This is a genomic window from Cellulomonas endometrii (genome assembly GCF_949769265.1).
Classification (GTDB): domain Bacteria; phylum Actinomycetota; class Actinomycetes; order Actinomycetales; family Cellulomonadaceae; genus Cellulomonas; species Cellulomonas endometrii.
The window spans coordinates 1-16,330 of record NZ_CATKPC010000023.1; the positions used below are offsets into that span (position 1 = coordinate 1).

Here is a 16,330-nt window from a genome sequence, read left to right on the forward strand (position 1 = left end):
GGCCGGCGCCCCCCGGGGCGGCCGCCGCCCGCCCCCCGGGCCGCCGCCCGGCCACCCCCCGCCCCGCCCCCCCCCCCCCCGCCGGCCCCCCGCCCGGGGCGCGCCGCCCACCGCGGCGGCACCGCGGCCCCGGGGGGGCCCCCCGCCGACGACAGCACGCCCGCGACGGGGAGCACCGGCGCGACGGCGGCCGGTGCCGCTGCGGCGGGCGCGACGGCGGCGGGCGCTGCTGCGGCGGGAGCGGCGGGAGCGTCCGCCTCGGGGCACGCCGCTGCCGGTGGTGCCGCGGCCGGTGCCGCCGCTGCGGGAGCCGCTGCTGGGGCCGAGGCCTCCGGCAAGGTTGCGCGCCAGTCCGTCCGGTCCGCGTTCGCTGCCCGGCCCGGCGCGCGCGCACCCCGGCCGGGAACCCCCCCGCCAGCCGCCCCGGCCCCCGCGCCGCTCCCCCCGGCCGCGCCGCCGGGCCCGCAGCGGACGAGCGCCCGCACGCCGGCCGCCGCGGCACAGCCGACCCCGGCGCAGCCCGCCGCCGCGCAGCCGGCCGCCGCGCAGCCCGCCGCCGCGGCACGGCCGCAGGCCACCCCGTCGCAGGCCACCGCGCCCGAGGCCACCCCGTCCGCCCCCGCCGCCGTGCCGCCCGCGCGGTCCGCCTCCCCGGCCGAGCCGGCGCCCTCCGCGGCACCCGCCTCCGCCGACTCGGGCACCGCTCTCCCGCCGGCCATCCCCCGGCGTCCACCGCTCGTCAGCCCTCCGCGGCCGAGGGGCCCTCGCCCGCCGAGGCCCCCGCCGCGGCCGAGCTCGCCGGGGCCGGTACCACCGCCGTGTCGGACGGGCGCGCCGACGGGCCGTCCGGCGCCCCCACGGACGGGGCGGCGCCCTCGGACGGGGGCGCGACCGCACCGGCGCCGACCGCGGTCGTCCCGACACCGGTGCGCCGGACGTCCTCCGCCTTCGGCCGCCCCGCCGCTGCGGCGTCCACCGCGACGACGCCCGCGGCCGGCACCGCGTCGGCCGCGACGACGGCGCACCGGCCCGAGCAGCCCTTCCTCCCCGAGCCCCTCGCGCCGGAGGAGCAGCCCGACGACGCACCCCTGCCCCCGGCGGCGGGCGGCGGGGGCGACGGGCCCTCCCGCCCCGACTGGGACCTGCCCTTCCCGTCCGAGCGGCCCGCCGAGTCCGTGACCGAGCGCCGGTTCGACCCCACCCGCTGGGTGCTCGGGCTGGTCGCACTCGCCGTGGTCGTCGGCGTCGTGGTCGCGCTCGCGAACGTGCTGTCCCCGTTCGGCTCCGGCGACGACGACGCGGGCGCGGCCGCCACCCAGGCGCCCGTCGCGACCGCACCGCCGGCGGAGGAGCCCGCCGCGGGCGAGGACGAGGCCGCCGGTGAGGCGCCCGCCGCCGTGCCGCCGGTGATCGCCGGCGTCACCACCATCGACCCGTCCGACGGCGACGGGGAGCACGAGGAGCTCGTCGGCCGGCTCGTGGACGGCGACCCCGCGACCACCTGGTACACCCACACCTACAACCGCCCGGACTTCGCGGGGTTCAAGGACGCGGTCGGCCTGGTCATCACGCTCCAGGCGCCGGCCACCGTCACCTCGGTCACCCTGGACGTCAACGGCTCCGGCGGGAACGTCGAGGTCCGGTCGACCGACGCCGCCAACCCCACGGCCGGGGACGTCCTCGCCGCCGGTGCCCTCGCCCCGCAGACCGTGCTGACCCTCGCGCAACCGACCGAGACCCAGAGCCTCGTGCTGTGGTTCACGTCGCTGTCGCAGACCCCCGACGGCCAGAACCGCATCGAGATCAGCACCGTGGCGGTCTCCTGACCGGCACCCCCCGCGGCGGAACAGACCACGCCTACGATCTGTTCTCCGCAGCATCAGCTCGTCCCCTGACATCTGAGGAAGCACCGTGACCGAGACCCCCGTCCGCGACATCGTCATCGTCGGTTCCGGACCCGCCGGGTACACCGCCGCGATCTACGCGGCGCGCGCGGGCCTGTCCCCGTACGTCATCGCCGGGTCGGTCACCGCCGGCGGCGCCCTGATGAACACGACCGACGTCGAGAACTTCCCGGGCTTCCCCGACGGGATCCTGGGCCCGGACCTCATGGACAACCTGCAGAAGCAGGCCGAGCGGTTCGGCGCCGAGGTCCTGTGGGACGACGCGACCGAGGTCGACCTGGCCGGCCCGGTCAAGACGATCGTCACCGGCGGCGGCGAGACCGTCCGTGCCCGCGCCGTGATCCTGTCGACCGGCTCCGCGTACCGCGAGCTCGGCCTGGACGACGAGAAGCGGCTGTCGGGCCGTGGCGTGTCCTGGTGCGCGACCTGCGACGGGTTCTTCTTCCGGGACCAGGACATCATCGTCGTCGGTGGCGGTGACTCCGCGGTCGAGGAGGCCACGTTCCTGACCCGGTTCGGCAAGTCCGTCACGATCGTGCACCGGCGCGGCGAGCTGCGGGCCTCGAAGATCATGGCGGACCGCGCGAAGAACGACCCGAAGATCCAGTTCGCCTGGCACAGCGAGGTCGTCGCGATCCACGGCGAGGACAAGGTCACCGGCGTGACCCTGCGCGACACCCGCACGGGCGAGACCCGCGAGCACGGCGCGACCGGCGTGTTCGTCGCGATCGGCCACGTCCCGCGCACCGAGCTGCTCGCCGGGCAGGTCGACCTGGACGAGAACGGCTACATCGTCGTCGAGGGCCGTTCCACCCGCACGAACCTGCCCGGGGTGTTCGCCGCGGGCGACGCGGTGGACCACACCTACCGCCAGGCGATCACCGCGGCCGGTTCTGGCTGCGCCGCCGCGCTCGACGCCCAGCACTACCTCGCCGCGCTCGGCGACGTCGACCCCGCCTCGCCGGCCGACATCCCGACGGCCGTCGAGCAGGCCGACGTGGACGCGTCGGACGCCCTCGCGGCGCAGGGTGCGGACACCGCGGCGGCTGCGGCCGCTGCGGGGCACTGACCCCGGGGTGGCCACCGCCCTCGCGGTGACCGGGGAGACCTTCGAGCAGGAGGTCCTCCGGTCGCCGCTGCCGGTCGTCGTGGACTTCTGGGCGGACTGGTGCGTGCCGTGCCGCATGGTCACGCCCGTGCTGGAGGAGCTCGCCGACGCCTACGCGGGGCGGCTCCGGTTCGTCGCGGTCGACACCGACGCCCACCCGGAGCTCGCCCGCCGGTACGGGATCCTGTCGATCCCGACGCTGTACGTGTTCCACGAGGGCGAGCTCGTCCGCTCCCTGCCGGGCGCCCGGGAGAAGCTGGCCTACACCGCTGAGCTCGACGGCGCCCTCGCGGAGATCGCCACGTCCTGACGCTGCGGCCCGGGGACGTCGTGTGAACGTGCGGCGCGCCCGTCGTGGACGCGCCGCAGGACGCCCCGGGTGGCGTGCGACACTCGGGAGATGACCGCGACTCCGCGGCCCGGCGAGTCGTCGGGCCCCCTCCCGACCCCCGCCGCCGGCACGCGGCTCGACCGCTGGCTCGGCTCCTACGCCGAGCGCACGCACGGCATGCGCGCCTCCGAGATCCGCGCCCTGTTCGCCGTGGCCAACCGCCCCGAGGTGGTGTCCCTGGCCGGCGGCATGCCGTACCTGGAGGGCCTGCCGCTCGACGTGATCGGCGAGCTCGCCCAGCGTGTCGTCGCGACCCGCGGCACCACCGCGCTGCAGTACGGCTCCGGGCAGGGCGACGAGGGCCTGCGCGAGCAGATCCTCGAGGTGATGCGCCTCGAGGGCATCGACGCCCACCCCGACGACGTCGTCGTCACCACCGGGTCGCAGCAGGCGCTCGACCTGGTGACGCGGCTGTTCATCGACCCGGGCGACGTGGTCGTCGCGGAGGCGCCGTCGTACGTCGGCGCGCTCGGCGTGTTCCGGGCGTACCAGGCCGACGTGGTGCACGTGCCGCTCGACGCCGACGGCCTGGTGCCGGAGGCGCTGGAGGAGACGCTCGCCGCCCTCGCGCGCGACGGCCGGCGGGTCAAGTTCCTCTACACGATCCCGAACTTCCACAACCCCGCGGGCGTCACCCTGTCCGCCGAGCGCCGCCCCCGGATCCTGGAGATCGCGCAGCGCTACGGCGTCCTGGTCATCGAGGACAACCCGTACGGCCTGCTCGGGTTCGACAGCGACCCGCTGCCCGCGATGCGGTCCGCCGACGACGAGGGCGTCATCTACCTCGGCTCGTTCTCCAAGACCTTCGCCCCGGGCTACCGGGTCGGCTGGGCGGTCGCGCCGCACGCCGTCCGCGAGAAGCTGGTCCTCGCGTCGGAGTCCGCCATCCTGTGCCCGTCGAACGCCTCGCAGCTCGCCATCAGCGGCTACCTGGCGACGTGCGACTGGAAGGGGCAGGTGAAGGCGTTCCGCGAGCTGTACCGCGAGCGGCGCGACGCCATGGTCGGCGCGCTCGCCGAGCACCTGCCCGACGCCACGTGGACCGTCCCGGACGGCGGGTTCTACACGTGGGTGCGGCTCCCCGACGGCCTGGACGCGAAGGCCATGCTGCCCCGCGCCGTCACCGCGCGCGTCGCGTACGTGCCCGGCACCGCGTTCTACGCCGACGGGCAGGGCGCCGACCACATGCGGCTCTCGTTCTGCTTCCCCACCCCGGAGCGCATCCGGGAGGGCGTGCGGCGCCTGGCCGGGGTCGTCGCCGGCGAGAGCGAGCTCGTCTCGCTGTTCGGCACCGGCGGCGCGCGCTCCGGCGACGCGGTGCAGTCACCCGGTCCCGACCTGGCCTGACCGGCACCGGCGTGTCCCGGGCGCCGTCCCGGTGCCGGTACCGTCGACCGCGGGCGCGGCGCCACCTCGGACAGCGCCGGCGTGCCTCGCACCGTCGGGCGCAGCCGCAGCACCCGCCTGACCTGCCGACCCGCCTGACCCGCCGACCCGCCCACCCGCCGACCCGCCAGGCGCCGCGGCGCCGGGAGGGGCCAGCCCCCGTGCCGCACGACACCGTCCCCGCCAGCCCGCGCGTCGTCGTCCTCGCGGGCGGCCTGTCCCACGAGCGCGACGTCTCCCTGCGCTCCGGTCGGCGCGTGGCCGAGGCGCTCCGCTCCGCTGGTGTCGAGGTGGCCGTGCACGACGTCGACGCCGACCTGGTGCCGGCGCTGTCCGAGGTGGCGCCCGATCTCGTGTGGCCGCTGCTGCACGGGGCCAGCGGGGAGGACGGGTCGGTCCGCGACGTGCTCGAGCTCCTGGACGTCCGGAGCCTGGGCACGGGGCCGCGCGCGAGCCGCGTCGCCTGGAGCAAGCCGATCGCCAAGACGTCGGTGACGCGCGCCGGCATCGCGACGCCCGAGTTCGTCACGCTCCCGCAGAGCCTGTTCCGCGAGCTCGGCGCCGGTCGCGTCATGGACGCCGTCGTCGCGAAGCTCGGGCTGCCGCTCGTGGTGAAGCCGTCGCGCGGCGGCTCCGCCCTGGGTGTCACGCTCGTGCGTTCCGCCGAGGACCTCCCGCGCGCGATGGTGGCGTGCTTCGCGTACGGCGACACCGCGCTGATCGAGCGGGCCGTGGAGGGTGTCGAGGTCGCCGTGAGCGTGGTGGACCTGGACGGGGCACCGACCGCCCTGCCGGCCGTCGAGGTCGCCACCGACGGGCCGTACGACTACGACGCGCGGTACAACCCCGGGCGCACCGAGTACTTCGCGCCGGCCCGGCTCCCCGACGAGCTCGCGCAGCGCGCCGCCGAGGTGGCGGTCAGCGCGCACCAGGTGCTCGGCCTGCGGCACCTGTCCCGGACCGACCTCATCATCGACGGCGACGGCGTCCCGTGGTTCCTCGAGGTGAACGTCGCGCCGGGCATGACGGAGACGTCCCTGTTCCCGCAGGCGGCGGAGGCCGGCGGGCACCACCTGCCGACCCTGTACCGCAGCCTCGTCGAGGCGGGTCTCCGCGGGGCCTGAGCCGCTGGCTCCGAGCCGCCGAGTCCGACCCGCCGGCGCTGACGCCGCCTCTGCGGCCGTCAGCCCCGGAAGATGCCCGGGTCGTCCGGTGCGAGGCTGGCCAGGATGCGGTTGAGGTCCTGCACCGAGGCGAACTCCACCGTGAGCTTGCCCCGCTGCTTGCCGAGGTCCACCTTCACGCGGGTCTCGAACCGGTCCGACAGGCGGCTGGCGAGGTCGTCGAGCGCCTCGTTCCGCACGCCCGCGCGCGGACGGCGCTGCTGACGCCGCACGCTGCCCTCGTCCAGGGCGACGATCTCCTCGACCGCCCGGACCGACAGCCCCTCGGCGACGATCCGCTGCGCGAGCCGCTCGATCGCCGCGCCGTCGCTCAGCCCGAGCAGGGCGCGCGCGTGCCCGGCCGACAGCACGCCGGCGGCGACCCGGCGCTGCACCAGCGGGGGCAGGCGCAGCAGGCGGAGCGTGTTCGAGATCTGCGGGCGCGACCGGTGGATGCGCGTCGCGAGCTCGTCGTGCGTGCACCCGAAGTCGTCCAGCAGCTGCTGGTACGCGGCCGCCTCCTCCAACGGGTTGAGCTGGGAGCGGTGCAGGTTCTCCAGGAGCGCGTCGCGCAGCAGGTCCGAGTCCTCGGTGTGTCGCACGATCGCCGGCACCGTGGCGAGCCCGGCGGCCTGCGTGGCGCGCCACCGCCGCTCCCCCATGATGAGCTCGTAGCCGTCGTCCACCGGGCGCACGACGATCGGCTGCAGGACGCCGATCTCGCGGATGGAGCCGACGAGCTCCTCCAGCGCGTCCTCGTCGAAGACCGTGCGGGGCTGCTTCGGGTTCGGCCGGATCGAGCCGACCGGCAGCTCAGCGAACGACGCCCCGGGCACCGGGAGCAGGCCCCCGGCGTCGGGCGTGACTGCCGCGGCATTGCGGTCCGAAGTGGCGTTCGACAGCGCGGCGCCGTTGGCCTCCGCCGTGCCGTTCGACTCCGGGGTCCCGACGTCCGGCGCCGGGGTTCCGACGTCCGATGCCGCGCCGTCCGCCGCCGCGCCGTCCGAGACCGCCGTGCCGTTCGACAGGCCATCGCCCCCGTGGGTCGCGGTCGCCGGCGCACCGCCACCGGCTGCGTTATCCGGCTGAACGCGAGCGTTTGTGCTGGTCAGGGCGGTGTCGTGCGCGTCGCGCGCCGCTTCGGCCGCCTGCGACGCCTCGGAGTTCCGCTCGGGGAAGAAGACGTCGACCGGACGACTGCCCTCACCGCTGCGGGTCTCCAGGCCCGTGGGGATGAGGGCGCCCAGGCCGCGCCCGAGCCCCCGCCGCTTCTCGCTCACGCGTCCTCCTTCTGCCGGTTCGTCGTGGTCCCGCGCTCTGCGAGCTCGCGTGCCGCCTCGAGGTAGGCGAGCGCACCGCTCGAGCCCGGATCGTACGTCAGCACGGTCTGCCCGTAGGACGGCGCCTCGGAGACGCGCACCGACCGCGGGACGGTGGTGCGCAGCGTCAGCTCCGGGAAGTGCTCGCGGACCTCTTGCGCGACCTGCTGCGCGAGGTTGGTCCGGCCGTCGTACATGGTGAGCAGGATGGTCGAGACGTGCAGGCCCTTGTTCAGGTGTGCCTGGATCAGCTCGATCGACTTCAGCAGCTGGCTCAGTCCCTCGAGCGCGTAGTACTCGCACTGGATCGGGATGAGGACCTCGTCGGCCACGACGAACGCATTGACGGTGAGCAGGCCGAGGCTCGGCGGGCAGTCGACCAGGACGTAGTCGATGCGCGGCTCACCGTTGGCGACCCGCTCCTCCAGGTAGACCCCGAGCGCCTTCCGCAGCCGGGTCTCCCGGGCGACCATCGAGACCAGCTCGATCTCGGCGCCGGACAGGTCGATCGTCGCCGGGACGCACCACAGGTTCGGGACGTCCGGGCTGGGGTGCACCGCGGTGGCGAGAGGCGCTCCGTCGACCAGGACGTCGTACACCGACGTCACCCCGGCGTGGTGGTCGATGCCGAGGGCGGTCGACGCGTTGCCCTGCGGGTCGTTGTCGATGACGAGGACGTGCAGCCCGGACTGCGCCAGGGCAGCGGCGAGGTTCACCGTGGTCGTCGTCTTGCCGACGCCGCCCTTCTGGTTGGCGACCGTGATGACGCGCGTCTGGTCGGGCTTCGGGAAGATCCGGCCGCGCAGCTCGATCCGTCGTCGTGCGTCCCGGCGCAGCTCCGCCATCAGGGGCGTCTCGTCGTCGGCCGTCGGCAGGCTCTCGATCAGCGCTGCCCGTCGGCGCTCGTCGCCGTCGTCGGAGGTCCAGCGGCTCGCGTCCGTCGTCACGGGCGGTGTCCCTTCGTCGAGCGTCGCGGGCGTCGCGGCCCGCGCTCTGTTCCACGTGAAACACGGGCGGGTGTCTCGACGCCCGGGTTGGTCTTCTCCACCACGACCACGCTCGTCGGGTCGAGTCCGTCGAGCGTCGGCGCGACGAGGATCTCCGCCGGCCCGCCACCGAGCCGCTCCCCCACCGCGCGGGCCGCGTCGGCCTCCTCGCCGGCACGGCCGCCCTTCAGTGCCACGAGCTGCCCGCCCACCCTGAGCAGGGGCAACGTCCAGCCGTAGAGCTTCTCCAGGGCCGCGACGGCCCGGGCGGTGACGGCATCGGCGGCGAGCGAGCCGACTTGGTCCTCGGCCCGCCCGCGCAGCACGCGGGCGTTCCCGAGCCCGAGGGCGTCGACCACCTCGCGGAGCCAGTCGGTCCGGCGCTCCATCGGCTCCAGCAGCACGACCTCGGCCTCCGGCCGCATCGCCGCGACGACCACGCCCGGGAGCCCGGCGCCGCTGCCGACGTCCACGATCAACCCCTGCGCGGGAAGGAACGGCACCACGGCGGCGGAGTTGACCAGGTGGCGCTCCCACAGACGGGAGACCTCACGCGGACCGACGAGCCCCCGGAGCACGCCCTCGTTCCGGAGCAGGGTGTGGAACTGCTCGACCGCCGGCCATGCGGGTCCGAAGAGGGCGGGAAGCCGGTCGTCGCCCGCCAGAGGGTCGGCCAGGACGTCGCCGGTGTCGGAGCTCGACGCGGTCGCCGGGTCAGGCCGCACAGCACTCCCCTGGGCTCGGGATCGGGTGGTTCACGGGCGCGGCTCGCTTCCCTCGTCGGGCGCGCGCGTGGTGCTCTACGGTACCGCGCCGAGCCCCGCGTCCCAGCCCGTGAGCGTGCGTCACGCCGTTTCACGTGGAACGTGCACCGCACCGCGCCTCCGGCCACGCACCCGCTGCTCGAACGTCCCGCGACGGGGCCACGCCCCGTTCCCGTCCGCCCACCGCCCGATCTCCTCCGGACGCGGGTCCCCGCAGGGAGCCGATGGCGCCGACGTCGGACCGCGTGGAGCCCGCGCATCGCGGAGCGCCGGGCGTTGTCCCCGTTCGCACGCCGGCCCCCGGACACGTCGGCCTCCCGCGTCGGTTGCGCCGAGACCCCGGCGCAAGCACCTGGTGTCATGGGCGGCACGAGCGCGGTCCGCCAACCGGGGCGACCGGCCGCCCCGGCGCGGGCCGCCGGTGTCGTGGGCGGCACGAGCGCGGCCCGCCGAGCGGGGCGGCCGGCCACTGGCGCACCGCGATGTCCGGTGCGCGCCTGGACGCGGCTTGTCGATGGTCGGCACCGCGTTTCACGTGGAACGACGCGTGCTGGCCCAGTGGAGGCGGGTCCGTGCCTGCCGGTGACGGGCCCGCCGTCCGGGGTGCGCCGGCGTCGCGCCGGTCGCGCCACGAGCCTTGTTGAGGCACCAGCCGGGACCAGCCGCGCCGGCGCACAGCGCACACCGACATCGCCCCGTTTCACGTGGAACGCGCTTGGGTGCAGGAGCCGAGTCGCGCACTCGCCCGGACCCACGTGAGAGGAGTGTGGCGCCCACACCACAAGCCCTCGACGGCTGGGCGAACCCGGCTCGCTGCTTCCCCCGTGATCCGACGCGGCTCCAGCGCGCCTTCTGCCCGTGGGCGCGGTGACGCAGCACCGCGATCCCCGGGCTTCTGCGCGGCGGACACCAACGCCGTTCGGCCGCTCGCCCGCCGCTCGCGCGAAGACGATTCGTCCCCAGGACTCCGTTCCTGGCGCTCGACTCCAGGGGCCGCCCCTCGGCGCTCCACCCACCAGCACGGGGGCAGTTCCCGGGAGTCGACCTCTCGGTGCGGTGCGTGGTGCGCCCGGTGGTCGTAGTGATAGCCACCACCTCTGCAGCCCTCATCGCAGGTCGCGCCACGGAACTGACGGTCGCCGTCCCTGGCGAGTCGCGCACCGCTGCGACGGCTGGCGGCGCGCACAGAGCAGCGCACTGCCCGCCCTGTTCGCAGATGCGCAACGCGTGCCGCGTTCCACGTGAAACACGGGGCTGCGGCCTACCCGGCTCGAGTCGGCACGGCACCGGGAGAAGGCGGTGCTGGCATGCCCTCCGCGTCGACTCGAGGTGCGTGCCGACTCGTTTCACGTGGAACTGGCCCGGCACCTCGACATCACCGTCCGCCACGGACAACGCCCTGCTGCGCCGCCCGCGACGCCCGCGCTCGCCGCACGCCGGCGGCAGCTCGGGCGGGGGGAACGTACGCGTGTCCGGCAGCTCTCGCCGCCAGCGGGGCCGTCGACTCCTCCTCCCGGCGCCGGACCCGTGCCGCCGTACCGCCGGAACCCGCAGCGCCCCTGCAGGGCGGCCACCGGAACGGGCGACGCCTCCCGCCACTCCCCCGGTGTCGCGTCGGACGACGCACGGGCCGCCCGTTGCCATCGGACGCGTGCCAGCCCCGGCGCATGTCTCCGGCCGGTTCACCTCCGGCGCGCCACGCCGCCGACGCCCAGGCGAGGCGCGCGCAGCCACGACGCCGACGCCGAGGCGAGGCGCGTTCAGCCGCGGAGCCGACGCGCCCCGCCCCCACGACGCCACGACGCCACGACGCCACGCGTGCACGCGCGGCACCGGAAGCGACGGCCCGGCTGCCCGCCCCACACGCGACTCGCACCCACCGACGTGCCCGACTGGACGCAACGCGTCCGATGGCAGCATCTTCCCATCACAGCAGATCCCGCCACCCGTTCACACACAAACGACCTCACCAGGACGCCCTGTACGGAGACCCCCGCACAGGCAAGAGGCCGGCCCCGTCACGGGACCGGCCTCTCAGCGCCTCCTGGCGAACGGCTCGACCAGCGCCTCAGCTCGCGGGCTTGACCACCACGTAGCGCGCCGGCTCCACGCCCTCGGAGTCCGACGTCATCCCGGCGGCCGCGACCGCGTCGTGCACGACCTTCCGCTCGAACGGGTTCATCGGCTCAAGGGACACCGCGGCACCCGACGACCGCACCTCCGCGATCGCCTGCTCCGCGACCTTGACGAGCTCCGCCTTGCGGCCCGCCCGGTAACCGGCGATGTCCAGCATGAGCCGGCTGCGGTCGCCGGTCTTCGCCTGGACCGCCAGCCGGGTCAGCTCCTGCAGCGCGTCCAGCACCTCCCCGTCGGTCCCGACGAGGCGGCGGAGCGCCCGCTCCGTGCCGGGCTCCGCGACGATCTCGACGGCGGCGCGACCGTGGTCGACGTCGATGTCGATGTCCCCGTCGAGGTCCGCGATGTCGAGCAGCTCCTCGAGGTAGTCCGCGGCGATCTCGCCCTCTTCCTCGAGGCGGGAGGCGGCGCCGGTCTCGCCGGTCGCGTCGATCGGTGTGCTCATCTGTGCTCCTTGATGGGGGAACGGTGCCGCGCCGGGGCGCGAGGTCTCAGTCGTCGGTCGAGCTGCCGGACGGCTTGGCGGCGCTGCCGCCCTTCCCGGAAGCACCGCCCGCTCCGCCGGAGCCGCTGCGCTTCTTCTTCGCGCCGGATCCGGGGTTCGCGCTCTTCGCGCCGCCACCCGCGGCCGTGCTTCCCGTCCCCGACGCTGCGGGCGTCGCGGGGGTCGCGGGCGCTGCGGGGGTCGCGGGCGTCGAGCCCGCGCCTGCCGCCGACGAGGACGTCCCGGCCGCCGGGCCGGCCGCACGCTTCTTGGCGCGGGCCTTGCCGACGGGCTGCTGCCGCTGCCCGGTCACGGGACGCTCCTCGATGGTGGGCACGTCCTCCTCGATGGTGATGCCCTTCGCGGCGGCCTTCTTCGCCTTGCGCGCCTTGAGCGCTGCCTCGGCCTGCGAGCCGGGGGCCGGCATCCGGCGGATCGTGTAGAACTGCTGGCCCATCGACCACAGGTTCGTGGTGGTCCAGTAGATGAGGACACCGATCGGGAAGTTCACGCCGGAGAAGGCGAAGATCAGCGGGAAGACGTACATGAGCAGCTTCTGCTGCTGCGCCATCGGGCCCTCGAGCGCGGCCGGCGGCATGTTCTTCATCGTGAGCTGGCGCTGCGTGAGGAACGTCGTGAGCGACATCGCGATGACGAGGATGATCGTCACGACGCGGATGTGCAGCGCCTGCGAGCCGTCGCCGAACGACGACGCCGTCATGAAGGTCCCGGACAGCGGGGCGCCGAAGATCGTGGCGCTCTCCGCCTGGGCCGCGAGCTCCTGCGTGAGCGGGCCGAGGTTCGGCCGCGGGTACGTGCCGTCCGCCAGCTGCGGCAGCGAGTTCAGGACGCGGAACAGCGCGAAGAAGATCGGCGACTGGGCGAGGATCGGCAGGCAGGACGCGAACGGGTTCGTGCCGTGCTTCCGGTAGAGCTCCATCGTCTCGCGGCTCATCGCCTCGCGGGACGCGGGGTCCGTCTTCCCCTTGTACTTCGCCTGGATCTTCTTCATCTCGGGCGCGAGCAGCTGCATACCGCGCGACGCCTTGATCTGGCGGAAGAACAGCGGGATCAGGATGATCCGCATCACGATCACGAGGCCGACGATCGACAGACCCCACGCCGCACCGCCCGCGGGGTCCAGGCCCAGCCAGTCCAGCAGGGAGTGGAACTGGACCATGATCCACGCGACAGCGACCATGATCGGGTACAGCAGGCCGTCGAACCAGCTCATCGGGGAACTCTCCAGGGGATGGTCAGTGCGCGGAGGCGACCGCGCCGTGCGAGTGTCGACGGTGCGACCCCGCCGGTGGAACGTCGTCGACGCCGCCCGGGTTCCACGGGTTGCAGCGCAGGAGCCGCCAGACCGCCAGCCGCGTCCCTCGCACGACGCCGTGCCGCTCGAGTGCGAGCACGGCGTACTGCGAGCAGGACGGGTAGAACCGGCAGGTCGGCGGGGTGAGCGGGGACACGAAGCGCTGGTAGCCCCGGATCAGGAGGACGAGCAGCCGGCGCGGGACGCGCACCACGGCGTGCAGCGCCCGGGAGGCGCCGGTCATCGTGCGTCCCCGGTCGGTGCGGCCGGCGACGCCCGCTCGGCGCGGCGCCGGGTCGCGGTGCGCAGCGCGCCGTCGAGGTCGTGGCCGAGCGTCGCGTAGTCCACCGTCGCGGCCGGCGCCAGGGCGCGCACGACCAGGTCCGCGTCGGTGGGCAGGTCGGCGAGCCGGTCGGAGGCCAGGGCGCGCAGGCGCCGCTTGACCCGGTTCCGCACGACGGCGTTGCCCACGCCCTTGGACACGACGAAACCGACCGCCGGACCAGGTCCGGGGTCGGTTCGCGTCACGAGGTGCACCACGAGCGTGTTCCGCCCGGCACGGGCACCCGACCGCACGGCCCGCTCGAAGTCGGCGGACCTGCGCATCCGGTGCGCGGCGGGCAGCACCGCGTCAGGTGGTGTCAGGCCGACAGCTCGGAGCGACCCTTGCGCCGACGGGCGGCGAGGATCGCACGGCCGGCACGCGTCCGCATGCGCAGACGGAAACCGTGCGTCTTGGCGCGACGCCGGTTGTTCGGCTGGAAGGTCCGCTTGCTCACGATGGTCTCCAAGTACTTCGGTGCATCGGCCGCACGCGCGTGTGCAGCCAGGTCTGTGTGCCGTGCTCGACTGCTCCGGTACCCACGTCGCCAGACGCGGCCAGGCGTCGGGGCACGCCAGCAGGAGCCATCAGGAAGGCTGGTCAACGTTACGTCGGCCGCGCCGTCCGGTCAAACCGCCTGAGGCACCCTCTCCCGCCCGCCCTCCGCGGCCACTAGCATCGTCGCTCGATGCGTCCCGCAGCGTCCGGTCTCCCCAGCCCGTGGACAGACCCGGCCGGCCCTGTGGACAACGCCGCACCCGACGGAGCCAGCGTGCTCCCGTACGGCCGTGATCGCCCCTGATCCGGCGTCACGCACAGGTGTGGACAAGTCTGTGGACGCAGGACAGGTGCGTGCGACACTCGACCACGCGACTCACGACGGCAGCGAGGTACAGGTGTCAGGACAGGACGATCAGCCAGGCCAGGTCTGGTCGGCCGCGATGGCGCAGCTCGAGGTGAGCCCCGACATCACGCCGAGGCAGCTCGCGTTCGTCCGGCTGGCGAAGCCGCTGGGCCTGCTCGACGGCACGATGCTCCTCGCGGTCGGCAACGACCTGACGAAGGACTACCTCGAGACGCGGGTGCGCCAGGAGGTGTCCGACGCCCTCGCCGCCGCTCTCGGCCGCGAGGCGCGGTTCGCGATCACCGTGGACCCGTCCCTGGACTCGGCCGACGCCGGGCTCGCGACCACCCCGCCGCCGGCGCGCACCGACTCCGAGCCGACGCCCGTGGTCGCGCACGCGGCCACCGGCCACCCGAGCACCGGGGACTCCGCGCACGTCGACCCGCCGGTCCGCTCCGAGCCGTTCCGCCGCGAGCCCGCCGGACCCACGCCGAGCGTCGAGCCGGCCCGGCTGAACCCGAAGTACCTGTTCGAGACGTTCGTCATCGGCTCGTCCAACCGGTTCGCGCACGCGGCGGCGGTCGCCGTCGCCGAGGCCCCGGCCAAGGCCTACAACCCGCTGTTCATCTACGGCGACTCGGGTCTCGGGAAGACGCACCTGCTGCACGCGATCGGGCACTACGCCCGGAACCTCTACCCGTCGGTGCGGGTGCGGTACGTGAACTCCGAGGAGTTCACCAACGACTTCATCAACTCCATCGGTGAGGGCAAGGCCGGTGCGTTCCAGCGCCGCTACCGCGAGGTGGACGTGCTCCTCATCGACGACATCCAGTTCCTGCAGGGCAAGGAACAGACGATGGAGGAGTTCTTCCACACGTTCAACACCCTGCACAACGCGAACAAGCAGGTCGTGATCACCTCCGACCTGCCGCCCAAGCAGCTGAACGGGTTCGAGGACCGGATGCGGTCCCGGTTCGAGTGGGGCCTGATCACCGACGTCCAGCCGCCGGACCTCGAGACGCGGATCGCGATCCTCCGGAAGAAGTCCGCGAACGACAAGCTGCAGGCCCCGGACGACGTCCTGGAGTACATCGCCTCGAAGATCTCCACGAACATCCGGGAGCTCGAGGGCGCGCTGATCCGCGTGACGGCGTTCGCGAACCTCAATCGGCAGCAGGTCGACCTGTCGCTGGCGGAGATCGTGCTCAAGGACCTGATCACCGACGACGACCAGGCCGACATCACCGCGACGGCCGTGATCGGGCAGACCGCGGCGTACTTCGGTCTGACCATCGAGGACCTGTGCGGGTCGTCGAGGTCGCGCGTGCTGGTGACCGCCCGGCAGATCGCGATGTACCTGTGCCGTGAGCTGACCGACCTGTCGCTGCCGAAGATCGGTCAGGCGTTCGGCGGGCGGGACCACACCACCGTCATGCACGCGAACCGGAAGATCCGCGAGCTGATGGCGGAGCGGCGCTCGATCTTCAACCAGGTGACCGAGCTGACGAACCGCATCAAGCAGGAGAGCCGGGGCTGAGACCCCGTTCCGGAGAAGGCCCGTCACGCACCTCGTGGCGGGCCTTCTGCCGTCTCGGCGGCGGGGCGCGTCGGCCGACCCTCGACCACGCCCTGAAACAGCGGTGGGACGAATGTTCACACCTGTGGACGATCCTGTGGAAACCGGTGGACGACCCCCACCATTCGTGTGGACGGATCCTCCGCTCTCCGTGGACGACGAAGGACGGACCCGTCGTCGTCCACGTTCATCTGCGTCGTCCCCAGGCGGTCCACAGTCGTCGTGCACACGCCGCAGAAGGCTCCCACCAGCACGAACGGGCGTCGTCCCCAGAATTCACAGAACCGACGATGACGACGACTGATCCCTAGGAAGAAGATCCACAACCCGTCAGTGCTCTGCCGGGCGGTCCGGCACCCGGGACCACAGGCCCTGCCTCGACGACGCACGACCAGGAGGCCCAGACCCCTGTGGATCGTCCCGGCAGGGCCGTGACGTTCGTGGAGCGGCCCCCTGGCGCGGCCCCCGGCCGGGGCCCGCGACGCACCGGCTGCAGCACCCCGCTCTCGTGGCGTCCAGACGAACGCTGGAGCCCTCCGACCGGCGTCCACAGGCCCGCGCGTTCGGTTCCGCACCCCTGGTCACTCGCGTAGTGTTCGGCACGACCTCTGCCGCCCTCGCGGCCGGGGTCG

The 16,330-nt window shown here is 74.2% G+C and carries 14 protein-coding genes; 6 read left to right on the top strand and 8 right to left on the bottom strand.

All coding sequences use genetic code 11. The features are described from left to right. Positions 1-818: 818 nt before the first annotated feature. The 5 genes from QNH85_RS17840 to QNH85_RS17860 all read left to right on the top strand — a co-directional run bounded on the left by QNH85_RS17840 (position 819) and on the right by QNH85_RS17860 (position 5,913). Positions 819-1,826, top strand: coding sequence for a hypothetical protein (locus QNH85_RS17840; RefSeq protein WP_282948569.1), 1,008 nt, complete (start codon positions 819-821; stop codon positions 1,824-1,826). A gap of 85 nt (positions 1,827-1,911) precedes the next feature. Continuing rightward, positions 1,912-2,973, top strand: coding sequence for a thioredoxin-disulfide reductase (gene trxB, locus QNH85_RS17845; RefSeq protein WP_213284353.1), 1,062 nt, complete (start codon positions 1,912-1,914; stop codon positions 2,971-2,973). Positions 2,974-2,980: 7 nt separating this feature from the next. After that, complete coding sequence (gene trxA / locus QNH85_RS17850) at positions 2,981-3,322, top strand: thioredoxin (protein ID WP_213284354.1); 342 nt, start codon at positions 2,981-2,983, stop codon at positions 3,320-3,322. 90 nt (positions 3,323-3,412) lie between these two features. Continuing rightward, the gene (locus tag QNH85_RS17855; protein WP_282948573.1) at positions 3,413-4,750 is read left to right on the top strand and encodes an aminotransferase-like domain-containing protein; all 1,338 of its coding nucleotides are present in this window, start codon (positions 3,413-3,415) and stop codon (positions 4,748-4,750) included. A 200-nt stretch (positions 4,751-4,950) separates the two neighbouring features. Then, positions 4,951-5,913, top strand: coding sequence for a D-alanine--D-alanine ligase family protein (locus QNH85_RS17860; protein WP_282948575.1), 963 nt, complete (start codon positions 4,951-4,953; stop codon positions 5,911-5,913). 59 nt (positions 5,914-5,972) lie between these two features. Here the strand turns inward: QNH85_RS17860 and QNH85_RS17865 are convergent, their stop codons facing one another. The 8 genes from QNH85_RS17865 to rpmH form a co-directional block, all read right to left on the bottom strand. Continuing rightward, on the bottom strand, positions 5,973-7,232 hold the full coding sequence (locus QNH85_RS17865; protein WP_282948578.1) for a ParB/RepB/Spo0J family partition protein: 1,260 nt from the start codon (positions 7,230-7,232) through the stop codon (positions 5,973-5,975). Beyond that, the gene (locus QNH85_RS17870; protein ID WP_346016340.1) at positions 7,229-8,218 is read right to left on the bottom strand and encodes an AAA family ATPase; all 990 of its coding nucleotides are present in this window, start codon (positions 8,216-8,218) and stop codon (positions 7,229-7,231) included. Before QNH85_RS17870 ends, QNH85_RS17865 begins: the two co-directional genes overlap by 4 nt. Then, the gene (gene rsmG, locus QNH85_RS17875) at positions 8,215-8,982 is read right to left on the bottom strand and encodes a 16S rRNA (guanine(527)-N(7))-methyltransferase RsmG (RefSeq protein WP_282948580.1); all 768 of its coding nucleotides are present in this window, start codon (positions 8,980-8,982) and stop codon (positions 8,215-8,217) included. The genes QNH85_RS17870 and rsmG overlap by 4 nt, the downstream gene beginning before the upstream one ends. 2,107 nt (positions 8,983-11,089) lie before the next feature. Next, positions 11,090-11,602 (bottom strand): Jag family protein, encoded by a 513-nt coding sequence (locus QNH85_RS17880; RefSeq protein WP_282948582.1) that lies wholly within the window; start codon positions 11,600-11,602, stop codon positions 11,090-11,092. Positions 11,603-11,648: 46 nt separating this feature from the next. Further along, entirely contained in the window at positions 11,649-12,875 is a 1,227-nt protein-coding gene (gene yidC, locus QNH85_RS17885; RefSeq protein ID WP_282948584.1) for a membrane protein insertase YidC, read from the bottom strand. A gap of 22 nt (positions 12,876-12,897) precedes the next feature. Further along, a complete protein-coding gene (gene yidD, locus QNH85_RS17890; protein ID WP_282948585.1) occupies positions 12,898-13,200 on the bottom strand; it encodes a membrane protein insertion efficiency factor YidD in 303 nt (100 codons plus the stop codon). Beyond that, complete coding sequence (gene rnpA / locus QNH85_RS17895) at positions 13,197-13,562, bottom strand: ribonuclease P protein component (protein ID WP_428830432.1); 366 nt, start codon at positions 13,560-13,562, stop codon at positions 13,197-13,199. Before rnpA ends, yidD begins: the two co-directional genes overlap by 4 nt. A 35-nt stretch (positions 13,563-13,597) precedes the next feature. After that, entirely contained in the window at positions 13,598-13,735 is a 138-nt protein-coding gene (rpmH, locus tag QNH85_RS17900) for a 50S ribosomal protein L34 (protein WP_013885212.1), read from the bottom strand. 484 nt (positions 13,736-14,219) lie between these two features. Here rpmH and dnaA point away from each other — a divergent pair, with 484 nt between their 5' ends. After that, positions 14,220-15,659, top strand: coding sequence for a chromosomal replication initiator protein DnaA (gene dnaA / locus QNH85_RS17905; RefSeq protein ID WP_282948598.1), 1,440 nt, complete (start codon positions 14,220-14,222; stop codon positions 15,657-15,659). The last annotated feature ends 671 nt before the right edge of the window (positions 15,660-16,330 follow it).

Bases quoted from the DNA above. Each gene is read 5' to 3' on its own strand.
- QNH85_RS17855 (WP_282948573.1), top strand. From the start codon at position 3,413: ATGACCGCGACTCCGCGGCCCGGCGAGTCGTCGGGCCCCCTCCCGACC.
- QNH85_RS17880 (WP_282948582.1), bottom strand. From the start codon at position 11,602: ATGAGCACACCGATCGACGCGACCGGCGAGACCGGCGCCGCCTCCCGC.
- yidC (WP_282948584.1), bottom strand. From the start codon at position 12,875: ATGAGCTGGTTCGACGGCCTGCTGTACCCGATCATGGTCGCTGTCGCG.
- yidD (WP_282948585.1), bottom strand. From the start codon at position 13,200: ATGACCGGCGCCTCCCGGGCGCTGCACGCCGTGGTGCGCGTCCCGCGC.
- rnpA (WP_428830432.1), bottom strand. From the start codon at position 13,562: ATGCGCAGGTCCGCCGACTTCGAGCGGGCCGTGCGGTCGGGTGCCCGT.
- dnaA (WP_282948598.1), top strand. From the start codon at position 14,220: ATGGCGCAGCTCGAGGTGAGCCCCGACATCACGCCGAGGCAGCTCGCG.